The sequence below is a fragment of the Bradyrhizobium sp. CB1717 genome (assembly GCF_029714325.1).
In the GTDB taxonomy this organism is placed as follows: domain Bacteria; phylum Pseudomonadota; class Alphaproteobacteria; order Rhizobiales; family Xanthobacteraceae; genus Bradyrhizobium.
This window is the reverse complement of sequence record NZ_CP121666.1, coordinates 9,179,599-9,206,400: the sequence shown is the minus strand read 5'-3', so window position 1 is coordinate 9,206,400 and position 26,802 is coordinate 9,179,599. Positions and strand designations below refer to the sequence as shown.

21 protein-coding genes and 1 tRNA gene are annotated in these 26,802 nt (G+C 64.3%); 5 read left to right on the top strand and 17 right to left on the bottom strand.

Annotated features, from left to right (window positions below; all coding sequences use genetic code 11):
- Positions 1–35: 35 nt before the first annotated feature.
- The 4 genes from QA649_RS42740 to QA649_RS42725 all read left to right on the top strand — a co-directional run bounded on the left by QA649_RS42740 (position 36) and on the right by QA649_RS42725 (position 3,020).
- On the top strand, positions 36–1,301 hold the full coding sequence (locus QA649_RS42740; protein ID WP_283022407.1) for a glycosyltransferase family 2 protein: 1,266 nt from the start codon (positions 36–38) through the stop codon (positions 1,299–1,301).
- On the top strand, positions 1,298–2,344 hold the full coding sequence (locus QA649_RS42735; protein WP_283022406.1) for an HlyD family efflux transporter periplasmic adaptor subunit: 1,047 nt from the start codon (positions 1,298–1,300) through the stop codon (positions 2,342–2,344). The genes QA649_RS42740 and QA649_RS42735 overlap by 4 nt, the downstream gene beginning before the upstream one ends.
- A 31-nt stretch (positions 2,345–2,375) precedes the next feature.
- Complete coding sequence (locus tag QA649_RS42730; RefSeq protein WP_283022405.1) at positions 2,376–2,633, top strand: hypothetical protein; 258 nt, start codon at positions 2,376–2,378, stop codon at positions 2,631–2,633.
- A 177-nt stretch (positions 2,634–2,810) separates the two neighbouring features.
- Positions 2,811–3,020: a hypothetical protein gene (locus QA649_RS42725; RefSeq protein ID WP_018644275.1), complete on the top strand. Its 210-nt coding sequence runs from the start codon at positions 2,811–2,813 to the stop codon at positions 3,018–3,020.
- Between the two features lie 27 nt (positions 3,021–3,047).
- Here the strand turns inward: QA649_RS42725 and QA649_RS42720 are convergent.
- The 16 genes from QA649_RS42720 to QA649_RS42645 all read right to left on the bottom strand — a co-directional run bounded on the left by QA649_RS42720 (position 3,048) and on the right by QA649_RS42645 (position 24,036).
- A tRNA-Arg gene (locus QA649_RS42720) sits at positions 3,048–3,124 on the bottom strand.
- Positions 3,125–3,226: 102 nt separating this feature from the next.
- Entirely contained in the window at positions 3,227–3,946 is a 720-nt protein-coding gene (locus tag QA649_RS42715; protein WP_283022404.1) for a metallophosphoesterase family protein, read from the bottom strand.
- A 25-nt stretch (positions 3,947–3,971) separates the two neighbouring features.
- A complete protein-coding gene (locus QA649_RS42710) occupies positions 3,972–4,883 on the bottom strand; it encodes a hypothetical protein (RefSeq protein WP_283022403.1) in 912 nt (303 codons plus the stop codon).
- 1 nt (position 4,884) lies between these two features.
- A complete protein-coding gene (locus QA649_RS42705) occupies positions 4,885–6,147 on the bottom strand; it encodes an MBL fold metallo-hydrolase (protein ID WP_283022402.1) in 1,263 nt (420 codons plus the stop codon).
- Positions 6,148–6,374: 227 nt separating this feature from the next.
- Complete coding sequence (locus QA649_RS42700) at positions 6,375–7,436, bottom strand: diguanylate cyclase (RefSeq protein ID WP_283022401.1); 1,062 nt, start codon at positions 7,434–7,436, stop codon at positions 6,375–6,377.
- A 1-nt stretch (position 7,437) separates the two neighbouring features.
- Entirely contained in the window at positions 7,438–10,548 is a 3,111-nt protein-coding gene (locus QA649_RS42695; RefSeq protein WP_283022400.1) for an EAL domain-containing protein, read from the bottom strand.
- A 175-nt stretch (positions 10,549–10,723) separates the two neighbouring features.
- Entirely contained in the window at positions 10,724–11,809 is a 1,086-nt protein-coding gene (locus tag QA649_RS42690; protein ID WP_283022399.1) for a branched-chain amino acid ABC transporter permease, read from the bottom strand.
- The gene (locus QA649_RS42685) at positions 11,806–12,816 is read right to left on the bottom strand and encodes a branched-chain amino acid ABC transporter permease (RefSeq protein ID WP_260387202.1); all 1,011 of its coding nucleotides are present in this window, start codon (positions 12,814–12,816) and stop codon (positions 11,806–11,808) included. The genes QA649_RS42690 and QA649_RS42685 overlap by 4 nt, the downstream gene beginning before the upstream one ends.
- Positions 12,813–13,535, bottom strand: a complete 723-nt coding sequence (locus QA649_RS42680) for an ABC transporter ATP-binding protein (protein ID WP_283022398.1) — start codon at positions 13,533–13,535, stop codon at positions 12,813–12,815. Before QA649_RS42680 ends, QA649_RS42685 begins: the two co-directional genes overlap by 4 nt.
- On the bottom strand, positions 13,532–14,296 hold the full coding sequence (locus tag QA649_RS42675; protein WP_283022397.1) for an ABC transporter ATP-binding protein: 765 nt from the start codon (positions 14,294–14,296) through the stop codon (positions 13,532–13,534). The genes QA649_RS42680 and QA649_RS42675 overlap by 4 nt, the downstream gene beginning before the upstream one ends.
- 171 nt (positions 14,297–14,467) lie before the next feature.
- Positions 14,468–15,652, bottom strand: coding sequence for a substrate-binding domain-containing protein (locus tag QA649_RS42670; protein ID WP_283022396.1), 1,185 nt, complete (start codon positions 15,650–15,652; stop codon positions 14,468–14,470).
- A gap of 105 nt (positions 15,653–15,757) precedes the next feature.
- Positions 15,758–17,794 (bottom strand): acyl CoA:acetate/3-ketoacid CoA transferase, encoded by a 2,037-nt coding sequence (locus QA649_RS42665; RefSeq protein ID WP_283022395.1) that lies wholly within the window; start codon positions 17,792–17,794, stop codon positions 15,758–15,760.
- A 123-nt stretch (positions 17,795–17,917) separates the two neighbouring features.
- Positions 17,918–19,228: an MFS transporter gene (locus tag QA649_RS42660; protein WP_283022394.1), complete on the bottom strand. Its 1,311-nt coding sequence runs from the start codon at positions 19,226–19,228 to the stop codon at positions 17,918–17,920.
- A 194-nt stretch (positions 19,229–19,422) separates the two neighbouring features.
- The gene (locus QA649_RS42655; protein WP_283022393.1) at positions 19,423–20,865 is read right to left on the bottom strand and encodes a sigma 54-interacting transcriptional regulator; all 1,443 of its coding nucleotides are present in this window, start codon (positions 20,863–20,865) and stop codon (positions 19,423–19,425) included.
- 261 nt (positions 20,866–21,126) lie between these two features.
- Positions 21,127–22,863: an EAL domain-containing protein gene (locus QA649_RS42650; protein WP_283026223.1), complete on the bottom strand. Its 1,737-nt coding sequence runs from the start codon at positions 22,861–22,863 to the stop codon at positions 21,127–21,129.
- A 207-nt stretch (positions 22,864–23,070) separates the two neighbouring features.
- Positions 23,071–24,036 carry a sensor histidine kinase gene (locus tag QA649_RS42645; protein ID WP_283022392.1) on the bottom strand — a complete coding sequence of 322 codons (966 nt, stop codon included), beginning with the start codon at positions 24,034–24,036 and terminating at the stop codon, positions 23,071–23,073.
- Positions 24,037–24,215: 179 nt separating this feature from the next.
- On the opposite strand from QA649_RS42645, the gene QA649_RS42640 reads away from it, so the two are divergent.
- On the top strand, positions 24,216–25,055 hold the full coding sequence (locus QA649_RS42640; protein WP_283022391.1) for a glucose 1-dehydrogenase: 840 nt from the start codon (positions 24,216–24,218) through the stop codon (positions 25,053–25,055).
- Positions 25,056–25,282: 227 nt separating this feature from the next.
- Here the strand turns inward: QA649_RS42640 and QA649_RS42635 are convergent, their stop codons facing one another.
- Entirely contained in the window at positions 25,283–26,659 is a 1,377-nt protein-coding gene (locus QA649_RS42635; protein WP_283022390.1) for a cytochrome P450, read from the bottom strand.
- Between the last annotated feature and the right edge of the window lie 143 nt (positions 26,660–26,802).

The following is a 26,802-nucleotide window of genomic DNA, read 5'->3' as shown; positions in this document are numbered from 1 at the left end:
TGGCACGGCTCGCTATCCGGGGAGGGTAGGTCAGCATGCTCGAGGCATTGCAGTTGATCGCCGATATGAGCTGGATTCAGCTCGCGCTCGCGGTCATTATCTTAGATATTCCCCGCTATACGTTTTCGCTGCTGTCGCTCTCCCTGCTCGGCCTGACCGGCGCGCTGTCTCAACGCGAAACGCCGATCCGCGCATCGGTCAGCGTGATTGTGCCCGCTTTCAACGGTGGTCCCGGGCTGCTTCGTTCGATCGAAGCGCTGCGCCGGCAGACCCTGGCGCCGCTCGAGATCATCGTCGTCGATGATGGCTCCACCGACGACACGCGCGCAATTGCCGAGCAGGCACGCGCGGCGGGGCTGGTGGATATGGTCATCTGCCACGGCACGCGCTGCGGCCGAAGTGCCGCGATCAACGCCGCCGCGCGGTTCGCCAGCGGCGAGCTGCTGCTGACGGTGGATGCCGACACGATGTTCGAACCGGCGGCCGTCGCCGGGCTCGCATCCGCATTCACGGATCCGCGCGTCGCGGGCGCGAGCTGCAATATCGCGATCAGCAATGAAACAGGTTCGATCTGGACGCGGCTGCAAAGCATCGAATATTTGATGTCGATCAGCGCCGGCAGGACCATTCTCGACACCGTCGATGCGATCGCCTGCCTGTCCGGCGCCTGCTCCATGTACCGTCGCGATGTCTTCATGCGACATGGCGGGCTTGACGTTGGTCCGGGCGAGGATCTGGAGTTCAGCCTGCGGCTGCGCCGGCTGGGTTATCTCGTTCGTTTCGTGCCCGAAGCCTGGGTCGAAACGGCAGGACCTGTGAGCGGCCTCGGTCTGCTGCGCCAGCGCGCGCGCTGGGATCGCGACGCCTTGCGAATCCGCCTCATCATGTACGGCGAATTGCGGTTCTTCCATCGCTTCGAGCGGCTGCCCGATACGCTGCAGAGGCTGGATTTCATCCTGTTCGACCTGATTCCCACGCTCAGTTTTCCATTCTACCTCGTCTATCTCCTGGCCTTGCTGGGCACCGACGCCTTCTGGCTTCTCGCCGCGATCTACGTCCTGCTGACGTGGATTTCTTTCTTCAACCTCGGCCTCGCCTTCGCCCTGTTCAAGCGCGCGCCGCGTGTCCTCGATCTCGGGGCCGCGCTGGTCTTCCCGGTCTATCAGAGCGCCTATCTGAAATGCGCCCGGCTGGTCTCCTACTCCTCCGAGATCATCTTCGCCGCGTCCAAGGACGATGACTTCGTGCCGCCGCGCGTACGTCGCGCACTGTTTTCCGGCCCGGAAGGAGCACGCCGATGAATGTCGCGATCAACAGGCTGGACCCGAATGTCCCCGATCCCGTGGAAAGCCGTCGGAGCGCCGCGGGACGGCTCGTGCGCCTCGCCTATGCGACGGGCGTTTTCGGCGTGCTCGCCTTCCTGGTCGTCTATTTTGGCGCGCCACTGGTCTATCTGAGCGGACCTGGGACGGTTTCGTCCCCGCCGCACGTCGTTTCACTTCCCTATCTGGTGCAGGTCGCAGAGGTCATGGTTACGCCGGGCACCACGGTCAAGGCCGGTGACCGGATCGCACAAATCCGATCGCCCGAGCGGGACAACATCGTGGCGACCTACATGCGCGCATTGGCCGACATCGCGAGCCGGCGATCGGAGTTGCGCATCCGGGCCCACGTCGCGCAGGAAACGCTCGAAGCGGCGAAGGCGTACAGGACGTTGACGGAAGAGGCTGTCGACCAGATCGAAGCGTCGAGCGCAGCGAGCCTGGCGTTCCGCCTCGAATTGCTGCGTGAACGCGGCCTCGCGCGCAAGTCCGTCATTTCGCAGGAGGCGGAGATCGCGGAGTCCATCACCCAACTGGCGGACCTGAACGATTTCGGCCAGCAGCTGCGCGACCATCTCGACGACGTCGAGCGGAACTTCGCCGGCGGCCAGGTGCTGGCGCCCATCGCCGGCATCGTTTCGACCAATCTCGCCAATGTCGGTCAATCGCTCGTGGCGGGCACGGCGATCGCCGAAATCCTCGATCCCACCGACGTCTTCGTCGATTGGTACATTCCGAATGCGCGCCTGGTCGAGCCCAGGGTCGGCAATCAGGTGCTCGTGGTGTTCGGCAATCGCCGCATCGCGGGAACGATCGCGGAGATCCTGCCGGTCTCGGTCGTGTATGCCGCAGGCCGGCAACCGCTAACGCGCGAGCGCACGGCTGCCCAGATCGCGCGCATCCGCTTCGTTGCGGACGCCGTTCCGCCGCCGCTGAATTCGACGGTTTACGTTCACATGTACTACACGAGCCTGACGTCCCGATTTGCCGCAGCCTTGGTCCGCCTGCTGGGCCTGCAATAGGCCGGGGACGTCGCATCGAAAGGAAACGAAGGTGCAGATCAGCGCGGATGAAACGATGTGCCCGGTCTGCCGAAATCGTCTCGCGTTCGATCGGATCCTGCATCACATGATCTGCGCCTATGTCGGGCCGTCCAGCGATTTCGTCGAGACAGGCGACTTCTATGTCTGTCCGAAATGCCGGCGCCGCATCGCATCAGGCGACCCGGCCTGCGAAGAGGTCGGCACGAGTGCGCGGTGCAGCGCATGCGGCAAGGAGATGGTCGTGTCACCGGTCGCGGGCGCGATTTGAAATGCTTCAGGTGTCGCCGGTCGTCGTCGCCACGGTCGCGTTTGCCCGCGTGCTCAATACGGCCATCTGACGTTTGAATTGAGGCGTTCAGTCTCGACGCATTCAAAGAGCAATCTCAGCCTTGTGAGTGGCAAGCCCTGGGATGTGGTCCCATATGAGCCCCGGGGAGGACAGCCCATGCAATACAGCTCCGAGCTCATTCAGACGATGCGCCAGGCACTCGAGACCGTGATGGCGAGCGTGCCGGCCCATCAGTCGGTCTTCGGCCTGAAAGCGGCCGTCGCCGAATGCATCCTGAAGGCCGCCGCGCACGGCCAGACGTCATACGACGGACTGGTGGCGTCCGCCTCCGACCAGATCCAGGCGATCGTTTCGATGCTGACGTAGATGTCGGTAGGAATACGACTGCAAGACTGGCGCACCCGACACGATTCGAACGTGTGACCTTTGCCTTCGGAGGGCAACGCTCTATCCAGCTGAGCTACGGGTGCAATGGGGTTCATTTAGCCGATTGGCGAGGGGTGGGCAACCGCTAGCTTTGCCCGGGCTCAGGCGCCCGGTATCGCCCGATTCCCGGTCTTATGCTTCGCTCTTCAGTCCCGGAGGGCGGCCGGTCCCGAGATCTCGCCGGAATCGTTCACAAACATCAACGGGCCCGCCTCCGAGGTGGCGAACACGGCCGCCGTGAGCGGGCCGCCAAAGCAGGCGCCGGTATCCAGGTTCAACCGGTTCGCTCGCAGATCAGGTGTCCGGGACCGGAGTGGCGTATGGCCATGGACAATGAACAGCCCGTGGTCGAGATCGGACGACAAGAAGGGTTCCCGGATCCAGAGCAAGTCTCGCTCGGATTGCGCCGCGAGCGGCACGGCTGGCCTTATTCCGGCGTGAACGAAAAGTCGTCCGTGCTCGATCTTCATGAGCGGAAGTGCGCGGATCCAGTCGAGATGCTCGCTGGGAAAATCGACGGGATCGTCGATCCCGTAACTGTCGAGCGTCTGCTCGCCGCCGTTTCCCCACCAATTCATGAGGTCCTGGTCGGTGCGCTCGATGTCGGCCGCGCGAAGCAGCATCTCCTCATGGTTGCCCCGGAGACAAACGAAGGGGCGGTTCTGCTCTCCTTCGCTGCCGACGAGAAACTCCATCACCTCGCGGCTCTGGGGGCCCCTGTCGATGTAGTCTCCAACAAGGACGAACTGCGCAACCCGCTCGCCGCGAATCTCGTCGCACGCGGCGAGCAGCGATATCAGCTTGTTAAAGCAGCCGTGAATGTCGCCGATCGCGAAGGTGAGCATTTCGTCCTTGGGAAGGGGCAAAATAGGATTCCTCCCGCACGCCAGCTCAGATGGTGAGACCCCTTGGCGTGCCTTTGAACTTGATCCGCTCCCGACCCACGCCGACCTTCGTGAGCGATTCGATGACTCTATGCTTCAGCGTTTTGCCGTCGTCATCCTTGCGATCGCGTTGAACCGCGGTGAAATCATAGACGAGCAACCCGACATTGGCACTGCTCACGTTGAGCTTGGCCCCGTCCGCAACGGCGCCGATCGCCGCAGCCACATTGCGATGTCCGTTGCTCCATTTCGCCATGTCAGCCAGATTCTTCGCAACGCATCGATAGCTGTCATCGATCTCCGTCTTGTGAAGGTCGATCACCTTCTGATAGTCCGCGATCTGACCGACAATATCACCGTTTTCCAGCTCGGGGTTGCTGAACGTCTTGGCCTCCCAGAACACCAGATCCAGGCCGTTCGCCGTCGTTTCGAAGTTCGCCAGGTCCATGCGCGGAAGGTTCCGCTCGACGCCGGGGACGCCGGATGCGTTGATCGCGATCTCGACGTCGACGACGGAGAGATTGGACGTCGCGATCTCGTGCACACCTTCCTTCTCTCGTCCGGAATAGAGCGATGCAGCCCTCTTGAGCTTGTCCAGGGTCATTGCGCCCTCGTATTCGCGCGTCAGCATTCTTTGCTCGGCCTTGCCGAAGGCGAACGTCCCGTCGACAAGCGAAATCTGATCCTTCAAGTCCGGATTCAGGAGATACTTTTCGTGCGTCGTGGCGGTCACTTTCCCGCCCTTGAACGACACCTTGAAGATGGATTGTCCCTGCCAATAGACGTTCAGGTACTCGTCCCGTACGCCGATGATCAGGGAAGGATCGGCGAGAACGTCGCGCCACCAGCCATCCTGCTGGGCGAGTGCCTCAAGTGCCTCGCGAAAGTCGTCTTGCCGGATTCCACGCCTGAAGCTCATCTCATACCTCCCACCATTCGCCATCGCGGCGTCGCGTGACGTTGCCAAAATATTTGCCGAAGCTGTCGCCTTCGAACGTGTGAACGGGCACCAGCCTGTCCGGTTGAATTGCGTTCGAGAGCCGCTTGAGATCCTTGATGCTGGCGTGACCCGAGGTATGGATGATTTCCATGGGAACGCCGCGTGTCGCGAGATCCGCCTTCAGCTTCGCTCCAGGACCATCCTTCAAATATCCGTCCCATTGCGACCAGATCGCCCTGGTGCCGGTCCAGAGATTTGCGGTCTCCACATCGCGGGCCATTGCAGGACGAAACAACATCACAGTGCGATCGGCGATCTCGGAGATGCGCTCGCGGTAGATGCGCGCAGATCTGTACGGCTCCAGAAGATCGAAGCGCTTGTTCCGCACGATCTGTTGCCGCTGATATTCCGGCACATAGACCGACAGATTGGGCCAGCCGACGTTCGGCAAGCGCTCGTTGCCGGTGGCCCGCAATATCTCCATCGCGTAGAGGTCCAGCAGCAGCGTTCGGTCGCTGCGCTTGCAGGCGCGATAGATGCTGACGATGCGATCGATGTTCTGCGCGGAGGCGGAGAGGATGACGAAGCCCGGCGGCCCGAGGCTCTCGGTCAGCCTCGCCTCGATGTCGTCTTCCGTCGGAAATTGCGTGTCTTCGTCAAGGCGGCCGAGGCTCGACCCCTCCATCAGCATCGTATCGACACCGCGGGGCGGATTGCTCACCAATCGCTCGAACAGACCGCCCTTGCGACCATGCGCACGGATATCGCCGCTATAGAACAGCCGCCGGCCGGCGGCCTGGATCAGCAGCGCATAGGCATCATAGGCCGAATGATCGACAAGATAGGGCGTGATGCTGAACGGACCGATCTGGAAGGTCTTGCGATCGGCCAGCTCGAACGAAACATCAGGCACGAAGGCATTGGGCACGAAAGGAGCTGCCGCACGCATGATGCGCGCCGTCGCGGCGCCCATGGCGAGAGGGACGTCGGGTCTGCACAGGGGTAGCAAGCCCCAATGATCGCCGTGCCCGTGCGACAGCACGATTCCACGCAAGGCTGGATCCTCGGCGCGAAGCCCGACCACGGGCGGGAGCAGATCATCGGACGGGCCGTCGGCATCGAGCGGAAGTCCGAGGTCGAGCAGGATTCGCTCGCCCGCGGCCTCGAGCTCAATGCAGGTGCCACCAATTTGCTGCGTTCCGCGGTGGACACGTCCGCGAAACGAACCGGCTTCCTCGGACATCAGCGGTTGGTCTTGATGGCAGGGCCGGGTTCGGCCGGGCAGGTGAGGGCACTGCGCGATGGATTGGGAAACTTCAAAGCGAATACGGCTCCAGGCAATGGCTTATCTATATTCAAACGAGCGCCCGAGAAATTGCGGCTGTTCGAGAAGAAAATGTGCGTGTTGTACCGGTGCAACATCACCCGTTGGCGAGCCCGAACGCAATACAACCTTCGGTGGGATGAGTGTCAGCCTCGGCTGGAGCGACGATTTGCGGCGACTGGAAGCCGGTGCGCGCCGCGATCGGCTCGCACGAACTCGGCCAGTACCCTTTCGGCGCAGATGACGCGGTTGCGGCCGAGCCGCTTGGCGACGTAGAGCGCCTCGTCGGCCTCGCCCAGCAACCGGTCGGGGCCGCCGTCGGCGGCGCCGGGCATGCGGCTGGCGACACCGACGCTGAGGGTGACGTGCTCGCCGGCCCCGCTGGCGCCATGGACGATCCGCAAGGCCATGACGGCGATGCGGATCTCCTCGGCGATGACGCAGGCGGCATCACAATCCATGTCCGGCAGGATCAGGGCGAACTCCTCGCCGCCATAGCGGCTGGCGAGGTCGAGCGGGCGCACGGCGTGGCGGCTGACGACGGCGGCGATCGCGCGCAGGCATTCGTCGCCGGTCTGGTGGCCGTGGTGGTCGTTGAACAGCTTAAAATGATCGACGTCGACGAACAGCAGCGCCATCGGCTTCTGCGTACGCTCCGCGCGGGCCCATTCACTCATCAGCATCTGGTCGAACGAGCGGCGGTTCGACAGGCCGGTGAGCCCGTCCTTGGTCGCGAGCTCCTTCAGCGCCATCTCGGCGCGCTTCTGGTCGGTGAGGTCGCGCAGCGTCTCCACCACGGCGATCAGCTGGCCGGCCTCGTCGTGGATGGGGCCGGCGTCGATGGCGAGATAGAGCTGGTTGCCGAGCTTCGGCATCACGCACCAGTTCTCCGCGGAAAAGCCGAGCCCGTTATGGCCGCGCGCGGCATATTCCGAATAGAACTCCGGCAGCTGCTCGGGACGGTCGCGCGCGACAAGGTCGGCAAGGCAGGGACGCCTGGTTTCATAGAAGGCTTGCCAGTGCTTGCTGGTGCCGATCACCTCGGAGGCGGCGACGCCGGTCAGCCGCTCGCAGGCCCTGTTCCAGATCACGACGCGGCGCTTCGGGTCGATCACGAAGGTCGGCACCACCAGGTGCTGCATCAGCCGCGCGGCATAGGATTCCGCAACGTCGACGCTCCCGGTCTGCGTCTTGCCTGGCTTCGCCATCTCAGGCCACCGCCGCCACCGGCGCGGCATCGCCCTTGCCGAACAATTTTCGCACCTCGGCGGCCGGCTTCGGCGCGCTGAACAGGTAGCCCTGCATCTCGGTGCAGCCGAGATTACGCAGCATCTCGCGCTGGGCATCGGTCTCGACGCCCTCGGCGACCGTGGTCATGCTGCTGGCGGCGGCGATGTTCACCACCGCCTGCACGATCACGGGCGCGCCACTGGTCTCCGCGATGTCGGCGACGAAGCAGCGGTCGATCTTGATCTTGTCGAACGGGAAGCGCTTGAGGTAGCTGAGCGAGGAGTAGCCGGTGCCGAAATCGTCGAGCGCGATGCGTACGCCGATCGCGCGGAGCCGGTGCAGGATCGACAGCGCCGCCTCGTCGTCGCGGATCAGCACGGCCTCGGTGATCTCGAGCTCGAGCCGGCGCGGGTCGAGTCCGGAGGCAGCGAGCGCGCTGGCGATCCTGAGCGCCAGCGTGTCGCATTTGAGCTGCACCGGCGAGACGTTGACTGCAACGCGTATATGCGCCGGCCAGGTCGCGGCTTCGTTGCAGGCCGTGCGCAGCACCCAGTCGCCGAGCTCGTTGATCAGGCCGGTATCCTCTGCGATCGGAATGAACTCCGCCGGCGACACCATGCCGCGCTCGGGGTGGCGCCAACGCAGCAGCGCCTCGCAGCCGGAGACCTCGCCCGAGCGCAGATCGACCAGCGGCTGATAGTGGATCTCGAAGCCACCATTCACCAGGGCCTGGCGCAGATCCTGCTCCATGGTCAGGCGCGCCTTGGCGCTCGCGTCCATCTCCGGTTCGAAGAAGCGGTGGGTGCGGCGCCCCTCGGCCTTGGCGCCGTACATCGCGAGATCGGCATTCTTGATGAGCTGGTCGAGATCAGCTCCGTCCTGCGGCGCCAGCGCGATGCCGATGCTGGCGTCGGTGGAGAGCTGGTGGCCGAGGCAGTTATAGGGCTGGCGGATCGCCTCGTAGATTCGTGTCACGAAGGACAGCACGTCGGCGGAGGACCGGATTCCGGTCTGGATCACCGCGAATTCGTCGCCGCCGAGCCGCGCGATCAGGTCGCCCTTCTTGAGGCAGCCGCGCAGGCGGGTCGCGATCGCCTTCAGCAGCTCGTCGCCGACGTGATGGCCGAGCGAATCGTTGATGCCCTTGAATTCGTCGACGTCGATATAGAGCAGCGCGAACTGCGCGCCGCTCGCGACCTTCGCCAGCTCGCGCTCGATCTGCTCGCGGAACAGCGTCCGGTTCGGCAGGTCGGTCAGCGCATCGTAATGCGCCATATGCGCGATCTTCTCGTGGGCACGCCGCCGCTCGGTGACGTCCTCGACGACACTGATGAGGTAGCGCGGCTCGCCGGACTTGTCGCGAATGCCGATCCGGGTCGAGGTGATGTAGCGCGCTCCCTTGGTCTGGCTTCGCCAGGCATGCTCGTCCTTGAATAATCCCTCGGCGGCCTGAAGCGCCTTGCTGTCGTCCTCGGTGACGAGCCTGGCCTCCTCGTCCGGGTAGAGGTCGAAGGGGGTCTTGCCGACGATCTCGTCACTGGACTGGCCGAACTGCTCCTCGGCGGTGCGGTTCACCAGCAGATATTGCCGCGTTCCGGCGTCCTTCACCGTGATCTGGGAGGGAATATGATCGATGATCTCGCGCAGGAACATGTAGTTGCGGTCGCGCTCCTGCTCCAGATTGCGCCGCTCGGTGATCTCCTCGATCGTGGCGACCCAGCCGCCCTGCGCGAGCGGAGTGTTGATGACCTGGAAGGCGCGGCCGTTGGGCAACTCGTGGATCCTGGTGGAGACCGTACCTTCGGCGACCACCCGCATCACATCGGCGCAAAACGCCTCGACGTCGCCGCCGAACGCGCCACGCTCCTTGCGATGAGACATCGCCTCGCGGATGTGACAGCCGGGCTTGATGACGTCGTGGGAGAGGCCGAACATGTCGGCGTAGCGGCGGTTGCAGGTGACGATGTAGCCGGCAGCGTCGTACAGGATCAGTCCTTGCGACATGTTGTTGAGGGCGGTGTCGAGCCGCAGCCGCTCCGCCTCGATCCGCTCCTGGGCCTCGCGGTTTTGCCGGTGGATCTGGCGTATGATCAGATAGAGGATCAGCGCGATCACCGCGGCCGAAAGTGCGGCCGTGGTGACCATGAAGCCGGTCTGCTGCCGCCAGTCCGCAAGCGCTGCAGCCGTGGTGTTGGTGGCGACGATGACCAGCGGGAAATGCTTCAGCGACGCCGCCGAGCCGAGCCGCTCCTCGTGGTCAACCGGGCTCTTGACGCGAAGCGTGTGCTGGCCGCCTTTGGTCAGTACCTTCCGCATCAGCGGTGCATCCTTGAAGCTCCTGCCGATCAGCTCCTCGACATGAGGGTAGCGGGCCAGCATCTTGCCTTCGCGGTCGAACAGCGAGATCGCCGTTCCTTCCGCAAGTGTCACGGATGCGAAATAGTTCTGGTAGCTGTCCGGATCGATCCGTCGGACCATCGCGCCGAAGAAGGTGCCGTCGGTGCCGTTGAGCCGGCGCGCGACGACCGTGGTCCATTTGCCGATGATGAAGCTGCGGACGGATTCCAGCAGCACCGGCTCGGACATCGGGTCTGTTTTGAGCGTCTGGAAATAGGCGCGCGAGGAAATATTGATCTTGGGGAGCGGCTGGCTCCGCGACCAGTTGATCAGCTCGCCATCGGCGTCGTAGATCGCGATGTCGCCGAGATAGGAGATCGAACTGATCTTGCTGCGCAGCATCTGGTTCGTGGCGGGACTGGACATGCGCTCGCGGAACATCGCCGGCGAGGTGATCTCCGGCAGGTTCATCTGCCCGATCAGATCGGCGGCGACGACGTCCGAATCCACGAATTGCTGATCGAAATGCCGCGCGATCAGCTGCACGGTGTTTTCCAGCTCGCGCTCGCGGTTGACCAGGGTCCGCTCGCGGAATTCGCCGACGGCCATGGCGGTCACGGCGAAGATTCCCGCGACCAGCAGCACGCCGCACAGGGTCAGCCACAGCACCGGACCGCGCCGCGTCGCTGCCTCCCAGCCGCCTCTGGCGGCCAGGAACATTCCGGTTGCGACCCTAGCAATGACCTGGCGCATTCCCCCTCCCTGGAGGAACACGAATACACCGCACAAATGGCCCAAACCTTAGGAAAACCAGTTACCTAAGGATTAAATCCGGTTGCGCTGTCCCGCCCGCGCGCCGCGAGGCGCGAAGCACGCCGCAGTTGCGTTGCGCCCGCGGCAATCGCTGCGCTGCATCATTAATCAATGCTTAATGCGAGGCGCCTGCGGTGTTCTTGCCGCCGCCATGACGCAGCCGTCCGACCACGCCGGTCGGAAAGAAATAGACGCTGGCGATGAAGAGCAGCCCGAGCCACAGCAGCCAGCGGTCGGGATGCAAAAGTCCCGGCAGCAGCGGCAGGCCGGCTTCCGACGCCGCCTTCGAGGCGACGCCCATCAGCGACTGCAGATAGTTCTGCGCGAGAATGAAGATGGTGGCGCCGATGATCGCGCCGTAGATCGTCCCCATGCCGCCGATCACCACCATCAGCAGGATGTCCAGCATGATGGAGAAGCTGAGGGAGGTGTCGGGACCTGCATAGCGCAGCCACAATGCGTTCAGGATGCCGGCGCTGGCGGCGACGAGGGCCGCGAGGCAGTTGGCGTAAGTCAAATGGAAGACGGTGCGGAAGCCGAGCGCCTCGGCGCGAAACCGGTTCTCGCGGATCGCCTGCAGCACGCGCCCGAACGGCGAGTTCACCACCCGCAGCAAGGCGAGGATCATCAGCGCGGAGATCGCGAAGACCAGATAGAAGGTCAGGATGCGGCCGTTGACCTCGAAGCCGAACAGGTTCTTGGAGATCAACACCGTGCCGGGACGCAGCAGTTCGGGGAGCTGGAAGCTGCGCCCGTCCTCGCCGCCCGTGAGCCATGAGAGCTGCGAGGCCAGCACCTGGAAGGCGGAGGCGACCGCGAGCGTGATCATGGCAAAGAAGATCGCGGCGACCCGCAGCGAGAACAGGCCGATGGCAAGCGCAAGCAGGGCCGCCAGCGGCAGGCCGGTGACGATGCCGGTTGCGACCGCCGCCCAGTTCGGGCCCATGCCGTACAGCGCGATCGCGATGGCGTAGCTGCCGATGCCGTAGAACATGGTGTGGGCAAACGACACCGAGCCGGTATAGCCGAGCAGCAAATCGTAGGAGGCAACCAGCGCGGCGAAGACGCAGATCTTGGCCGCGACGTTCAGTGCCTTGGCGCCCGGAAACAGGAACGGCGTTGCCGCCAGCGCCAGGATGATGACGACGAGGAGGAGCGTGAGAACGCGGCTGCGCGGCGGATCGCCGGAGAGGATCATCATCGGCTGGTCACCGCATAGAGGCCGCGCGGCCGCCACATCAGAATGGCGACCATCAGCAGGATGTTGGAGACGAGGGCGAGTTTCGGCACCAGGAAGCCGCCGTAGTTGGCGACCATGGCCACGAGGATCGCGCCGATGAAGCAGCCGCCGATCGACCCGAGGCCGCCGATGATGACGACGATGAAGATCAAGACGGTGAGGTCGTCGCTCATGGAGGCGTGCACCTGCTCGCGATAGAGCGCCCACATCACGCCGCCGAGGCCGGCCAGCGCCGATCCCGTCATGAACACGCCGAGGAACAGGCGTCGGATGCGATAGCCGAGCGCCTCGACCATCTCGCGGTTCTCGACGCCGGCGCGGATTAACAGGCCAAGCTTGGTGCGGTTGAGCACGAGCTGGATCGCGATGAAGACGGCGAGCCCGATCAGCATCGCCAGCACGCGGTACTTGGCGATCGCGACGTCGCCGAGGATGAAGGAGCCGCGCAGCGAGGCGGGCAGCGGCATCGGGATGATCTGCGGCCCCCACAGCGCATAGAGCGTCTGCTCGGCGACGATCAGGCCGCCGGTCGTCATCAGGATCTGCTTCAGATGCTGGCCGTAGACCGGCAGGATCAGCACGCGCTCGACGACCAGGCCGAGCGCGCCCGACACGGCCATCGACAGCAGCGCGGCCGGGGCCAGCACCGCAAGGTTGATCCAGAGCGAATCCGCCTGGATCGACGCCGCGAACGGCGCCAGCACCAGGGTTGCGACATAGGCGCCGACGGCAATGAAGGCGCCGTGGCCGAAATTCAGCACGTCCATCAGGCCGAACACCAGCGTGAGGCCCGAGGCCATGATGAAGATCATCATGCCCATGGCAAGGCTCGCGGCGGTCAGCGTCAGCCAGGAAGAAGTCGATCCGATCAGCGGGATCATCAGCAGCGCGAGCGCGATCGGCAGGAGCACCGGCGCGATGTCGCGCTTCGGCTTCGGCAGGGGATCGTTTGCGGCAAGGTCAGTCACTGATGTGCCTCCAGGCTCAGGCCGAGCAGCCGCTCCTGCAGCGGCACGTCGGCGGCGAGCGCCGCCATCTCGCCGCGATGGACGATGGTGCCGTTGTCCATCACCAGCACATTGTCGCCGAGCTCGCGGGCGGCAAAGAAATTCTGTTCGACCAGCAGAATCGTCGCGCCCTTGCGCTTGATCTCCTTCAAGCACTCGATCAGCGCCATCACGATGGCCGGCGCCAGCCCTTTGGTCGGCTCGTCGATCAGGAGCAGCTTGCGCGGCTCGATGATGGCGCGCGCGATCGACAACATTTGTTTCTGCCCGCCCGAGAGGCTTCCCGCCCGCGACAGCCAGAACCGGCGCAGCGCCGGGAAGAAGCCGAAAATCCAGTCGAGCTGGGTGTCGTCCAGCGGCCCGTCGCGGGCCGCCAGCACGAGATTCTCCTTCACCGTGAGGTCGGAGAACACGGCCATGCTCTCCGGAACGTAGCCGACGCCGAGCCGGGCGATGTCGGGCGTGGCGCGGCTTTCGATGCGCATCCCGGCGAGGCTGATCTCACCGCTGGACGCCTGCCACAGCCCCATGATGGTGCGCAGCGTCGTGGTCTTGCCGGCACCGTTGCGGCCGAGCAGCATCGTGACCTGTCCTTGCGGGACGGCGAGATCGATGCCCTGCAGGATGTGATAGCGCCCGATATGGGTGTGCACGCCGGAGAGTTTGAGCAGGTCGGTCATGCTGCGCTCTTCGGTGCAACGCCGAGATAGGCCTCCTGCACGATCGGCGAGGCAATCACCTCGGCAGGCGGGCCATCTGCAACAAGTTGTCCGTTATGCAGCACGATGATGCGGTCGGCGAGCGAGCGCACCACGTCCATCTTGTGCTCGACCAGCAGGATGATCTTGCTCTCGTCCTGCTTGAGCTGCGCGATGAGGTTGAGGACAACAGGCACTTCGTCGATGCTCATGCCGGCCGTCGGCTCGTCGAACATGAACACCTTCGGCTCCAGCGCGATCATCAGCGCGACCTCGAGCTTGCGCTGGTCGCCATGCGACAGCGCGGTTGCGGCAACGCCGCGGCGATTGCCGAGTGCGACCTGGTCGAGGATGGCGTCGGCACGTGCGATCAGGTCGCCGCGCACCATCCAGGGCCGCAGCATGTCGTAATGCGTGCCGTTCGCCGCCTGCACCGCGAGGCGGACGTTCTCTTCCACGGTGAGGTTCGGAAAGAGATTTGTCAGTTGGAACGCGCGCCCGAGACCCGCACGGGTCCGCAGCGGCGCGGAGTGCTGGGTGATGTCGGTGCCGTCAAACAGGATGCTGCCGCTCGATGCGCGGAGCTGGCCCGAGATCAGATTGAAATAGGTGGTCTTGCCGGCGCCGTTCGGCCCGACGATGGCGGTGAGCTCGCCCGGGCGGAACGTGCAGGTGACGTTGTTGACCGCGACATGGCCGCCGAAGCGGATGGTGAGGTCCCGGGTTTCGAGGGTGAGCGTCATTGTTTGGCAAATGATGAGATGAGGAAGTATCCGCGATCACAGTGGGCGCCCTCCCCCGCTTGCGGGGGAGGGGTGGGGAGAGGGTGTTTCCGCACGCGAGAACCCCCAAGGGGAGAGAGCCCTCTCCCGGCCTCCCCCCCCCCGCAAGCGGGGGAGGTGAAGTAAGAAACGTCAGCGCTTGTTCTTGACCGGGACGTCCATGTCCTCGATCTTCAGCTCGCGCACCGGCTCGAGCACGGCCCAAGCGACGTTCGGATCGACCTTGACCTTGAAGTGATACATGCTCTGCAGCGCCTGATGGTCTTCTTTGCGGAACACCATCTTGCCCTTCGGCGTGTCGAACTCCAGGCCTTCCATCGCGCTGATCAGCTTCTCGGTGTCGGTCGACTTCGCCTTGGTGACGGCGGCGACGACGGACATCGCGGCGGCGAAGCCGCCCGCGGTGAAGAAGTCCGGCGGAGTTTTGAAGCGCTTCTGGTGCTCGGCGACCAGCCAGTCGTTCACCGGATTCTTCGGGATCTCATAGTAGTAATAGGTCGCGCCTTCCATGCCGGGCAGGCCCTTATAGGCGGCGAGCGCGGGCAGGATGTTGCCGCCGGTGGACAGCTCGATGCCGTAACGCTTCGGATCCATGTCCTGAAGCTTTGCCAGCGGATTGCCGGCGCCGGCCCAGATCACCCAGATCACCTTGCGGCCCGGCTTGTCCTTCAACGCGTCGAACAGGCGCTGGCCGACCGCGGTGAAGTCGGTGGTCGAGGTCGGCGCATATTCTTCCGCAGCCAGCGTCGCGCCGGTCTTGGCCAGCGCCTCCTTGAAGGCGGCGACGCCGTCGCGGCCGAAGGCGTAGTCCTGTGCCAGCGTCGCGACGGTGACGCCCTGCTTGCCGATCGCGACCGCGTTGGAGATCGCGTCCTGCGACGAATTGCGCGCGGTGCGGAAGATGTAGCGATTCCATTTCTCGCCGGTAATCTGGTCCGCGACGGCGGGCTCGACGATCAGGATCTTCTTGTTCTCCTCGGCGACCGGAAGAATCGCCAGCGCCGCAGCCGACGAGGTCGTGCCGATGGCGATGTCGGCCTTGTCGTCCTGATAGGCTTCCGCGAGCGCGGCCTTGGACAGGTCCGGCTTGCCCTGGTCGTCCTTGGTGATGACGACGATCTTGCGACCGTCGAGCGTCATGGTGCCCTTGGTGGCGTATTCAAAACCCATCTGCAGGCCGGTCTCGGTCTGCTTGGCATAGGCTTCCAGCGGACCGGTCTTGCCGTAGATCAGCGCGACCTTGAGATCGTCGGCCTGTGCGGAGGTACTCGCGGCGAGGGCGAGGATGGTTGTTGTTATGATGAATGATCGACGCACGATGGTCCCTCCTGATTCAAAGTTTCTCGGCAACAGCGATTTGCACAACACTACGAACATTGCAATTGAACCTCCGGCCGAGCGCGTCGGCCTTTCGAGCCTGCATCATTTTTGGGCTTGCCGCATGGTGTGCGATACGTCGGCCCCCTCGGCCTGACGTCGATCCGATTGCGCCTCCTCCGCGCTCTCGAAAATATGCGGCGCGACGCCGCGCTTCTCCAGGGCTTCGCCGAGCTTGATGCGCAGGAAGCCCGACGTGGTGTAGCGCGACACCCCGGAATAGAAACGGTCGACCAGGCCGCGCACCATGGCCGAATAATCGTCCATCAGCTCCGGCAGGATGGAAAAGTTGTCATAATTGACGATGGCGTAGACCCGGCGGCCGAGCGGCGCGAGCTTCGCCTCGACGATGGCTGCGATGGTATCGATCTCCGCCTTGCTGCGCAGCGGATAGCGCTCCAGATTGACGAAGAACAGGTTCTGCTGCTCGTCCAGTGTGAAGCGCTGGTCGAGCGGGATGGTGAGCAGGCGCTCGCGCAGATCCATGGGGCCGTCGCGGAAGATGCGGGCGTCCATCAGGGCAGGGTCGCGCGGGATCAGCGGCTTGAAATCCATCAGGCGCAGGATGTCGCGCTCGATGTCGATGCCGGGCGCGACTTCGGTGAGCTCGAGCCCATCGGGCCTGAGCTCGAGCACGCAGCGTTCGGTGACATAGAGCGTGCGTTGCTTGCGCGCGGCGGCGAACGGGCCGCTGAAGGTGACGTGCTCGACCTTGTCGACGAATTTGCGCGACTTTGCTTCGTCGAGGATGGCGAGCTTGCCGTCAGTCACCGCGACGCGCTGCTTGCCCGCGCCGAAGGTACCGACGAACACGACCTCCTTGGCGTTCTGGCTGATGTTGATGAAGCCGCCGGCGCCGGCAAGCTTCGGCCCGAACTTGCTGACATTGAGATTGCCGGCACGGTCGACCTGGGCGAGGCCGAGGAACGCGGCATCCAGGCCGCCGCCGTCGTAGAAATCGAACTGATTGGGCTGGTCGATCACCGCCTGCGTGTTGATCGCCGCGCCGAAATCGATGCCGCTTGCCGGGATGCCGCCGATCACGCCCGGCTCCGCCGTCAGCGTGATGAGGTCGATGATCCGCTCTTCATTGGCGACCGAAGCGATGCCCTCGGGCATGCCGATGCCGAGATTGACGACGCTGTTGGCCTTGAGCTCCAGGGCGGCGCGCCGGGCGATGATCTTGCGCTCGCTGACCGGCATCACCGGCAGGGAGGCGGCGCGGACCCGGATCTCGCTGCTGAAGGCGGGATTGTATTGCGTGCCGAAGGTCTGCCAGTGGTTCTCGGGTCTCGCCACCACGACGCAGTCGACGAGGATGCCGGGGATCTTGACCTGGCGCGGATTGAGGCTGCCGCTCTCGGCGACGCGCTCGACCTGGGCGATGACGATGCCGCCGGAATTATGCGCCGCCATGGCGATGGCGAGCGCCTCCAGCGTCAGCGCCTCTTTCTCCATGGTGAGGTTGCCGTCGGGATCCCCTGTGGTGGCGCGGATGATCCCGACATTGATCGGGAACGTCTTGTACAGCAGGCACTCTTCGCCGCGCAGCGTGATCAGCTCCACCATGTCCTCGGTGGTGCGCGCATTCAGCTTGCCGCCGCCGTGCCGGGGATCGACGAAGGTGCCCATGCCGACGCGGGTGATGTGGCCGGGCCGGCGCGCCGCGATGTCGCGGAACAGGTGGGTGATCACGCCCTGCGGCAGATTATAGGCCTCGATCTGGTTGGCGATCGCGAGCTGCTGCAGTTTTGGCGCAAGGCCCCAATGCCCGCCGATCACGCGCCGGACCAGGCCTTCATGCGCCAAATGATTGAGGCCGCGGTGCTTGCCGTCGCCCTGGCCGGCCGCATAGACCAGCGTCAGGTTGCGCGGCTTGCCTTGCGTGTAGGGCGCATCGCCCTCGTTGGAGAGATAGAGCTCCTCCAGTGCGATCGCGATCTCCTCGGCAAAGCCGATGCCGACGAAGCCGCCGGTGGCCACCGTGTCGCCGTCACGGATCAGCATGACGGCTTCCGCCGCGGTGACGACTTTGCCCTTCTCGGCGTTGCGCAAATAGGGCAAGGCAGGATGCTGGCTCATGGCATTCCCTCCTATGTCTGTTGCGGACCGCATGCCGGTTCTTCTCGCTTGCCTCTATTCGTATCGCGTGGAGCGGCTGGCGACCAGCCGCTCCGGCGTCGCGGAGGGGCGCATTCAGCCCGTTCAGGGCTGGGCGACCTTGCGGGTTTCGGTGGCGAAATAGACCGAGACGATCGTGATGAGCGCCAGTGCGATCATGTAGAGCGAGATCGGCCAGGTCGCCGGCGCATAGGCCGTCATCAACCCCGTCGCGATCAGCGGCGACAGCGCGCCGGCAAAGATCGAGGCGAGGTTGTAGCCGAGCGAGACGCCGCTATAGCGCACCTTGGTGCCGAAAAGCTCCGACAGGAAGCTCGCCTGCGGCCCGTACATCGCGGCATGGCCGACGGCGAGACCGAGCACGATCGCGATCCAGGCGTATTGCGCGTTCTTGGTCGCAAGCAGCATGAACAGCGGGAACGACATCAGCGCCGAGAACACCGCGCCGAAGATGTAGATCGGCCGCCGCCCGAGCCGGTCGGAGAGCGCGCCGAAGGCGGGGATGGTGAAGGTCTCGATCGCCGCGCCGATCAGCACGCCGTTGAGCATGTCCTGCTTGTTCATGCCGAGCGTTTGCGTGGCATAGGCGAGCACGAAGGTCGCGTAGATGTAGAAGAAGCCGTTCTCGGCGAAGCGCGCGCCCATCGCGAGCAGGATGTTCTTGGGATACATCCTGATCGCTTCGAGGATCGGCATCTTCACTTCCTGCTTGGTGTCCTTGACCTTCTGGAACTCCGGCGATTCCGCGATGGTGAAGCGGATCCACAGCCCGACCAGCACCAGCGCGATCGAGAACAGGAACGGAATGCGCCAGCCCCAGGCATAGAGCTGCGCGTCGGTCAGCAGCGCCGACACCACCGAGAACACCAGCGTGCCGAGCACGAGGCCGAGCGGGGCGCCGAGCTGCGGCCAGCTGCCGTAAAAGCCGCGTCTGTCTGCGGGCGCGTGCTCGACCGCCATCAGCACCGCGCCGCCCCATTCGCCGCCAAGGCCAAAGCCCTGGATCAGCCGGCAGGTGACGAGCAGGATCGCGGCCCAGATGCCAGCGGTCTCGTAGGTCGGCAGGAAGCCGATCGCCGCCGTCGCCGCGCCCATGATCAGCAGCGTCAGATAGAGCATGGTCTTGCGGCCGATCTTGTCGCCGTAGTGCCCGAACACGACGCCGCCGAGCGGGCGCGCGATGAAGCCGAGCGCGTAGGTCGCGAACGCCAGCAGCGTTCCCATCATCGGGTCGAAGGTCGGAAAGAACAGCTTGTTGAAGATCAGCGCCGCGGCGGTGCCGTAGAGGAAGAAGTCGTACCACTCGATCGCCGTGCCGATCAGGCTCGCGGTGGCGACCGTGACGTGCGAGGGCTGTCTCGTCTGAAGCTGATGGACCGAGATCGCTTCACTCATCTTGCGTCCTCCCTGGTTGCGAATGCGCATGTGCAGCATGCGTCATTGTGCGGAGCGAAGAGCAAGCTCCGCGCCAGATGCCGCAGGTTTGCCAAATTGGCTGAAAACCCAGCAGATTCAGTGAATGCTATGGGAAAGAGCGGCCAGATCGCGTGTCAGGATTCCGAGACTCCGGACACCCAGAGTCTCGAAACTCAGACGGAGGCCGGTCCCGCGGCGAGGCCGAACTTGGCGAGCTTCTTGTAGAAGGTCGCGCGCGAGATCCGCAGCATCTTGGCGGCCTCCGAGATCTGGCCGTTGCTGGCGGCGAGCGCCTGCTCGAGCGTGTGCTTCTCGAATTCGGCCTCGGCCTCGGCATAGGGCACGACGAGACCGGCCGGCCGCACCAGTGCTGCAAGCCTGACCTCGGCGCCGACGGGGAGGATGCGGAGGAAGTCGTCGCCGGTCAGCCGCCCGGAATCGCTGAGGATCAGCGCGCGCTCGAGGATGTTGCGGAGCTCGCGGACATTGCCTGGCCAGTCATAGCGGGCGAGCTCGGCCAGCGCGCTCGGCGTGATCTTAGCCTTGACGTAGTCGCCGGACGCGCTGATGTCGTCGAGCAGCCGGGCGCAGATGTCGGGGAGATCGTCCAGGCACTGACGCAGCGGCGGCAGGTCGACCGAGAGCACGTTGAGGCGATAATAGAGATCGGCGCGAAACGCGCCGTCGCTGACGCGCTTGCGCAGGTCCACATTGGTCGCGGCGATGACACGGACGTCGACCTTGCTGATCTTGTCCGAGCCGAGCGGCTCGATCTCGCGCTCCTGCAGCACGCGCAGGAGTTTTGCCTGGAGCTGCAGCGGCATCTCGCCGATCTCGTCGAGGAACAGCGTGCCGCCGTCGGCGACCCGGAATTTGCCCTCTCGGCCTTTGCGGTCGGCGCCGGTATAGGCGCCGGGAACGGTGCCGAAGAATTCGGACTCGATCAGCGTTTCCGGGATCGCCGCGACATTGACGCTGACGAACGGCTTGTCGGCGCGGGAGGAGGCGTTGTGGATCGCCTGCGCCAGCATTTCCTTGCCCGTACCGGTCTCGCCGGTGAGCAGCACCGTGACGCTTTGCCGTGCGGCGCGGCCCGCGAGCTCCTTGGCCTGCGCGATTCCCGGCGTCGTGCCGACGAAATCGGCGAAGGTGAAGCGCGCCGCGCGGGCGTTGGACAACTGCCGTCGCGCCAGCCGCAAATCACTTTCGAGCTGGGCGACGCGGGCGAGCAGGGGTTTAAGACTCTCCAGATGGTCATAGAGTACGAAGCCGATCGCACCGATGACCTTGCGGTTCTCGTCCTCGATCGGCATGCGCGTCACCACGAGCTGCTCGCCGCCGAGCTCCATGATGTCGAGCAGGATCGGCTCGCCGGTCTCGGCCACCTTCCGCATCAGGCTGTTCGGAATGATCTCCTCGATCGGCCGGCCGATCGCTTCCGCCGTGTGCTTGAGGCCGAGCGAGGCCAGATATTTCTCGTTGACGTAGACGACGCGCCCGCCGCGATCGATCGCAATCGCGCCCTCGCAGAGGTTCTCCAGCCGCTCGAACAGCGTCACCATCGCGCGGGCACGGAGATAGGCGGGATCGCTGACGGCAGAAGTAGGGACGGACATGGCGTGCCTCGCGGGAAGCCCGCCTGTGTATTACCAAAAGGGTAGTAATTTCAAAGGGGGAATTGGTGGGTCAAGGAGCAACTCATTCTCAGCCGTCGTCCTGGACAAGCGAGCAAAGCGAGCGCCGATCCAGGACCCATTACCCCAGGGAGAGGTTTGGCGAGGACTCGTGGTTACCATCCCGCATCACGACATCTCCCTGGGGTAATGGGATCCTGGCTTTCGCCAGGACGACACGGAGATTGGTGCGCCGCTGTCGACCTACCGTCGATACCCGCTCGCCCGCGAATAGCCCTGGCGGTTCTGCTGCATCGGGCGGCTGGCGACGCTGCCGCGCGCCTCGCTGGAGGCAGGCGTTGCGAGCTTCAGCTCCTCCAGGAAGATCGGGCGGGAGAAGTAATAGCCCTGCGCGTAGCGGATCTTGGTCGCGGCCTGGAGATAAGCCAGCTCCTCGTAGGATTCGAGGCCTTCGGCGATCACGGTGATGCCGAGCGCTTCACTTAAGGATTCGATCGCGCGCAGAATGCCCTGGCTGCGCGGGCGCTTGTGGATGTCAGTGATGAAGGAGCGGTCGATCTTGATCTCGTCCGCGGTGATGTCCGCGAGCGCCGAGAGCGAGGAATAGCCGGTGCCGAAATCGTCGATCGAGATGCCGACGCCGAGCTTGCGGAACAACGGCAGGATCTCGGCCTGGAAATGATTCTTGGCGACGAAGGCGTCTTCCGTCACCTCGATCATGAAGCGCTGCGGAAAGCCGGTATCTTCCAGCGCCCGCGCGAAGCTGCGCATGAACTCGGGATTGCCGGCCTGCTTGGCGGCGACGTTGATGCTGATGGTCGCTTCCGCGCCGAAGGTGTCGTTGATCAGGTCGATCGACTTGACGATCTCGGCGAGCACGAGATGGGTCAGCTCGTCGATCAGGCCGAGCTCGCCGGCGAGGTTGATGAACGAGCCCGGCGCCTGGATCACGCCCTCGTCGTCGCGAAGGCGCACCAGGGCCTCGATGCCCTTCACGGCCTGCGTACGGATGTCGACCTTGGACTGGAAGGCGCAGCAGAAGCGCTTTTCCAGGATGGCGAGCCGCAGCGACTGTTCGATCTTGCTCCGCGCCAGCGCCTCGCGCTCCATGCTGGCGTCGAAGAACGCGACCAGTCCCTTGCCGTTGTTCTTGATGCGGTACATCGCGATGTCGGCGTTCTGCCGCAGCGTCTCGAAGCTGCGCCCGTGGTCGGGATAGAGGCTGATGCCGACCGAAGTCGAAGCGAAGACTTCCGAATGGTCGATGAAGAAGGGCGCGGTCAGCCGTTCCAGCGTCGACTGCATGAACTCGGCGACTTCCTCCTGGCCCTGGATCGGGGAGAGCAGCAGCAGGAATTCGTCGCCGGAGATGCGCGACAGCATGTCGGAATCGCGCAAGTCCCGCCCGAGCCGCTTCGACAGCTCGACCAGCAGCGCATCGCCCACGGCGTGGCCGTAATAGTCGTTGATGTGCTTGAAATTGTCGACGTCGAGAAAGGCCAGCGCGAAGCGCTCGCTGCTGCGATCGCGCGCGAGCAGGCTGTTTGCGCGATGCTCGATCACGCGGCGCGAGGGCAGGCCGGTCAGCTCGTCGAAATAGGCCGAGCGGAACAGCTGATCCTCGAAATTCTTCTGCTCGGTGATGTCGGAGGAGGCCGAGATCAGGAGCTCGCGTCCGGCGAGGCGAACGGGACGATGGGTCGTGAGCAGCACCTGGCGTGCGGCGCCGTCGTGAAGCGCTTCCTCGGTGACGACGGCCTGGCCGACGCTGAGCGCCTTGCGGCAGGCTTCGCGGCGCGGCGCCAGATCCGGCGCCGGACGGCTGCCGTCCATGCCGAGCTGGGCCGCAGCGGCATCGTTAACCAGCAGAAGCTCGCCATGGGCGTCCTGCACGGTCAGGCCGGCCGGCAGCATTCTAACGATTTCCTTGAGAAATCCGAGTTCGGCTTCATTCGCGCCGGAATATTTGTTGTCGTTCATAGAAGTCATGAATCTTGTTGTTCAGCGCGCCTTTGCAATGCACGCAATCATGCGTAGTTCCCTCTTAAGTTTGGTTAAGGGGTGCGGAGAAATACGGGGGTGTTTTGCGGCGATGCGACGCGCGCAGAAAATCGTCATTAACAGAGCGTCAACGGCACGCGCGAAAGCGCGCGTGACCTTCGCGCATCTCTTTCGTTTGTTTCGAGTCTAGCCGCCCTTGGGGATGCGGCATTGCATGATGCAATGCAGGCCGGACTTGAGATAGGAGATCTCGGTTCTGCCATCGAAAGCCGAAAGTGCCGATTTCAGCAGCTTGGTGCCGAAGCCGGGCTCGGACACTTTGTCCACGCTCGGCCCTTCGGTTTCGTCCCAGGTGACGGTCAGGCGGTCCTCGCTGACGGTCCATGACACCTGCAACAGACCGCGGGGCGCGGAGAATGCGCCATACTTTCCTGCATTGGTGGCGAGCTCGTGAAACATCAATGACAGCGTGACCGCGAGCTTCGGCGGCAGGAACAGCCGGTCGCCGTTGAGGGTGAAGCGGACATGGCCGTAGGGCCCGAGCTCGGCGATCAAGAGGTCGCGGATATCGCAGCCCCCCTTGTCGATCCGCGAGATCAGATCGTCGGTCGTGGCCAGCGAACGCAGCCGCGGATCGATCCGGGCCCAGACCTGTGGCTGGTCGTGCAGCACCTGATGAATCACGGCGTGCACGGTCGAGAGCTTGTTCTTCAGCCGGTGCTGCAGCTCGTCGACCAGCAGCTTGCGATACTCTTCCTCCTCGATCAGGCGCTTCGAGATCCGGCGCTGCTCGATCAGGAGCGTGCGATAATGTTCGACGCCCCAGATGGTGAGTGCACAGACCACCCAGTACAGCGCCAGCAGGGCAAAGCGGGCGTTGTCGGCAATGGCATCGCTGAAATTCAGGACCACGCCGAGCACGCCGCCGATGATCGCCGTCACGATGCCGATCCGAAAACCTCCGAAGGCAGCGGCGAAGAACACGGCCGGAAAATAGGGGGTGAAATAGACGTCGGGCCGGACATGGGCGAGGCCCCAGCGCGTCAGCGTCGCAACCAGCAGGCAGGTGATCGCAAAGGCGACGCTCAGGCCGAGCGACGGCGGTGCCGCGCCCTGCCAGCCCTTGCGGAACTCCTCGATCAGCTTCTCCATGCGCAGCCCGGTTGCGACGTGCGGCCGCCTTGAATGTTACGCATGTCGGGCGCGCAAGCAAAGCTTGCCTTGTCGGAAGCCGGCAGGAATAGTGACTGTCGCGGCGCCGACTGTCGCGGTGCCGTCGTCGATCGGTGTTCGCCGTTTGGCGTCAAGGGGTTCGAAAGCAGGGACATTCCATGGGCAGGCTAGACGGCAAGGTGGCGGTGATCACGGGCGCGACCAGCGGGATCGGATTGCGGACTGCGGAAGTCTTCGTTGCCGAAGGTGCCAAAATTGTGATCGCCGGGCGGCGCATACCGGAAGGCGAGGCGCTGGCGCGGCAGCTCGGGGAAAACTGCGTCTTCCGCCAGACCGACGTGACGGTCGAAGCGCAGATGCAGGCGCTGATCGCGCTTGCGGTGGAGAGGTTCGGCCGCATCGATTGCCTTTTCAACAATGCCGGCGGCCCGGCGCAGACCGGCGGCATCGAGGGTCTCGAGGTCGACCGCTTCGACGCGGCGATGGCGACGCTGGTGCGCAGCGTCATGCTCGGCATGAAGCACGCCGCACCTTATATGAAGATGCAGGGATCTGGCAGCATCATCAACAATGGCAGCATTGCTGGCCGCCTCGCCGGGTTTTCCTCGTCGATCGTCTATGGCGCGGCCAAGGCTGCGGTGATCCATCTTACCAAATGCGTGGCGATGGAGCTCGGCGAGTCCAATGTGCGCGTCAACTCGATCTCGCCCGGCGCGATCGCGACCGGAATTTTCGGCAAGGCTCTGGGGCTATCGACCGACGCCGCGGAGAAGACGCCGGCGGTGATGCGCGAGGTCTACAAGACCGCGCAGCCGATCCCGCGCGCAGGTCTCCCTGATGACATCGCCCATGCCGCGGTGTTCCTGGCCAGCGACGAATCCAGCTTCATCAACGGCCACGACCTCGTCATCGACGGCGCCATGACCGGCGGCCGCAACTGGAGCCAGCAGCAGCAGGGCTTGAGCGCCTTGCGCAAGGCGTTCGATCAGGGGACGTAGGAGCTACGGCGACGGTGCCGTAGGGTGGGCAAAGGCGCGCCCTTCGCGCGCCGTGCCCACCACGGCTTCCTTCACGAGAGATCGTGGGCACGGCGCTCCGCGCCTTTGCCCACCCTACGAGGCTGGGTTTCCGTCATTGCGAGGAGCCCTTGCGACGAAGCAATCCAGACCGTTTCCGCGGAGACAGCCTGGATTGCTTCACTTCGCTCGCAATGACGGTGGCGGCCCTAAATCGCCTTCACCGTCACCCGCAGCCCGTCTCGCGGCTTCGGGATCGGCCACATCTGCCAGTCCGGCTTGTAGCCCGGCGCCAGCGACACCTCGATGTTCTGCAAAAAGTGCCGCGCGAAGCACTTCGCCTGCATATAGGCGAAGTGGAGGCCTAGGCACATATGGGCACCGCCGCCGAACGGGACCCAGGCGAAGCGGTGGCGGCCACGCTGCGCCTCTTCGGTGAAACGCAGGGGATCGAAGCGATCCGGCTCCGGCCAGATGTCCTTCATGTGGTGCGTGTAGAGCGGGTTGACCCCGACCGCGGTGCCGGCGGGAATCGTATAGCCCCTGAAGGTGAAATCGCGCATCGCCCGGCGCGGCATCGAGGGCACCGGCGGCTTGATCCGCAGCGCTTCCTTGAAGGCCATCTCCGACAGCGGCATCTTTTCGAGATCGTCGAAGCTGCTGGGCGCGCCGGGGGCAAGCCCGAGCGCCAGAACCTCCGCGCGCAGCCTGTCCTGCCAGTCCGGGTTCGCGGCGAGCTCGCCGATGAAGGAGGTGAGCGACGAGGTCAGCGTGTCGTGCGCGGCCATCATCAGGAAGCTCATATGGTCGATGATGTCCTGCTCGGACAGCAGCGCGCCATCCTCATGAGTGGCGCGGCAGAGCTGCGAGAACAGATCGTCGCCGCCGTGATTGCCGCGGCGGAGCGGGATCTGCTGGCGGAAATAAGCGACGATGCGCTTGCGCCCCGCAACGCCGCGCGCCATCTGCGTGCCCGGCAGCGGCCTGCGGATCGGGGCGACGGCGGCCGCGACCATGTCGACGAAGGCGCGGTTGATCTCGTCGACCTCCGGCCCGATATCGGCGCCGAGGAAGGACGCGGCGGCGAGATCGAGCGTCAGCTGCTTCATCGCCGGATAAAGCTGCATCTCGCCGGGCTTCGCCTTCCACTGCGCGACGCGCGCGGCGATGCCGCGGTCGAGGTCGCTGAGATAGGATTTCATCGGTCCGGACTTGAACGCGACCGACAGCGTCTTGCGATGCAGACGGTGCTCGTCGAAATCGAGCAGCATCAGCCCGCGCGGAAACAACAGCCCGAGCACCTTGTTCCAGCCATGGGTCGAGGAGAACAGTTTCTGCTGGTCGAACATCACGAGCTCGTTGGCTTCGGGTCCGAGCAGCACGACGTTGGTCTCGCCGAACACATGGGTGCGGTAGACCGGGCCGTACTTGGCGCCGTTGGCCTCGATATGTCCCTTGGGATCGGCCAGCACCTGAAAGGTCTTGCCGATGATCGGCCAGCCCTCGTCGCCGGGGATATGCGTCAGCTCGTTACGCCTCGGTGCGGTGAACGGAAGCGCAGGGGCGGCCACATTCTGCATCGACATGAGGATTGCTCCGTTGGCAGACCCGGACAACATAGCACATCGGGGCGCGATGACGCTGCGGTCGTCTTGCGCACAAAATCGTCACACACTCCTCGTCGTCCCGGCCTAGTGCGCAATTGCGCACTAGGCCGGGACGACGTGGA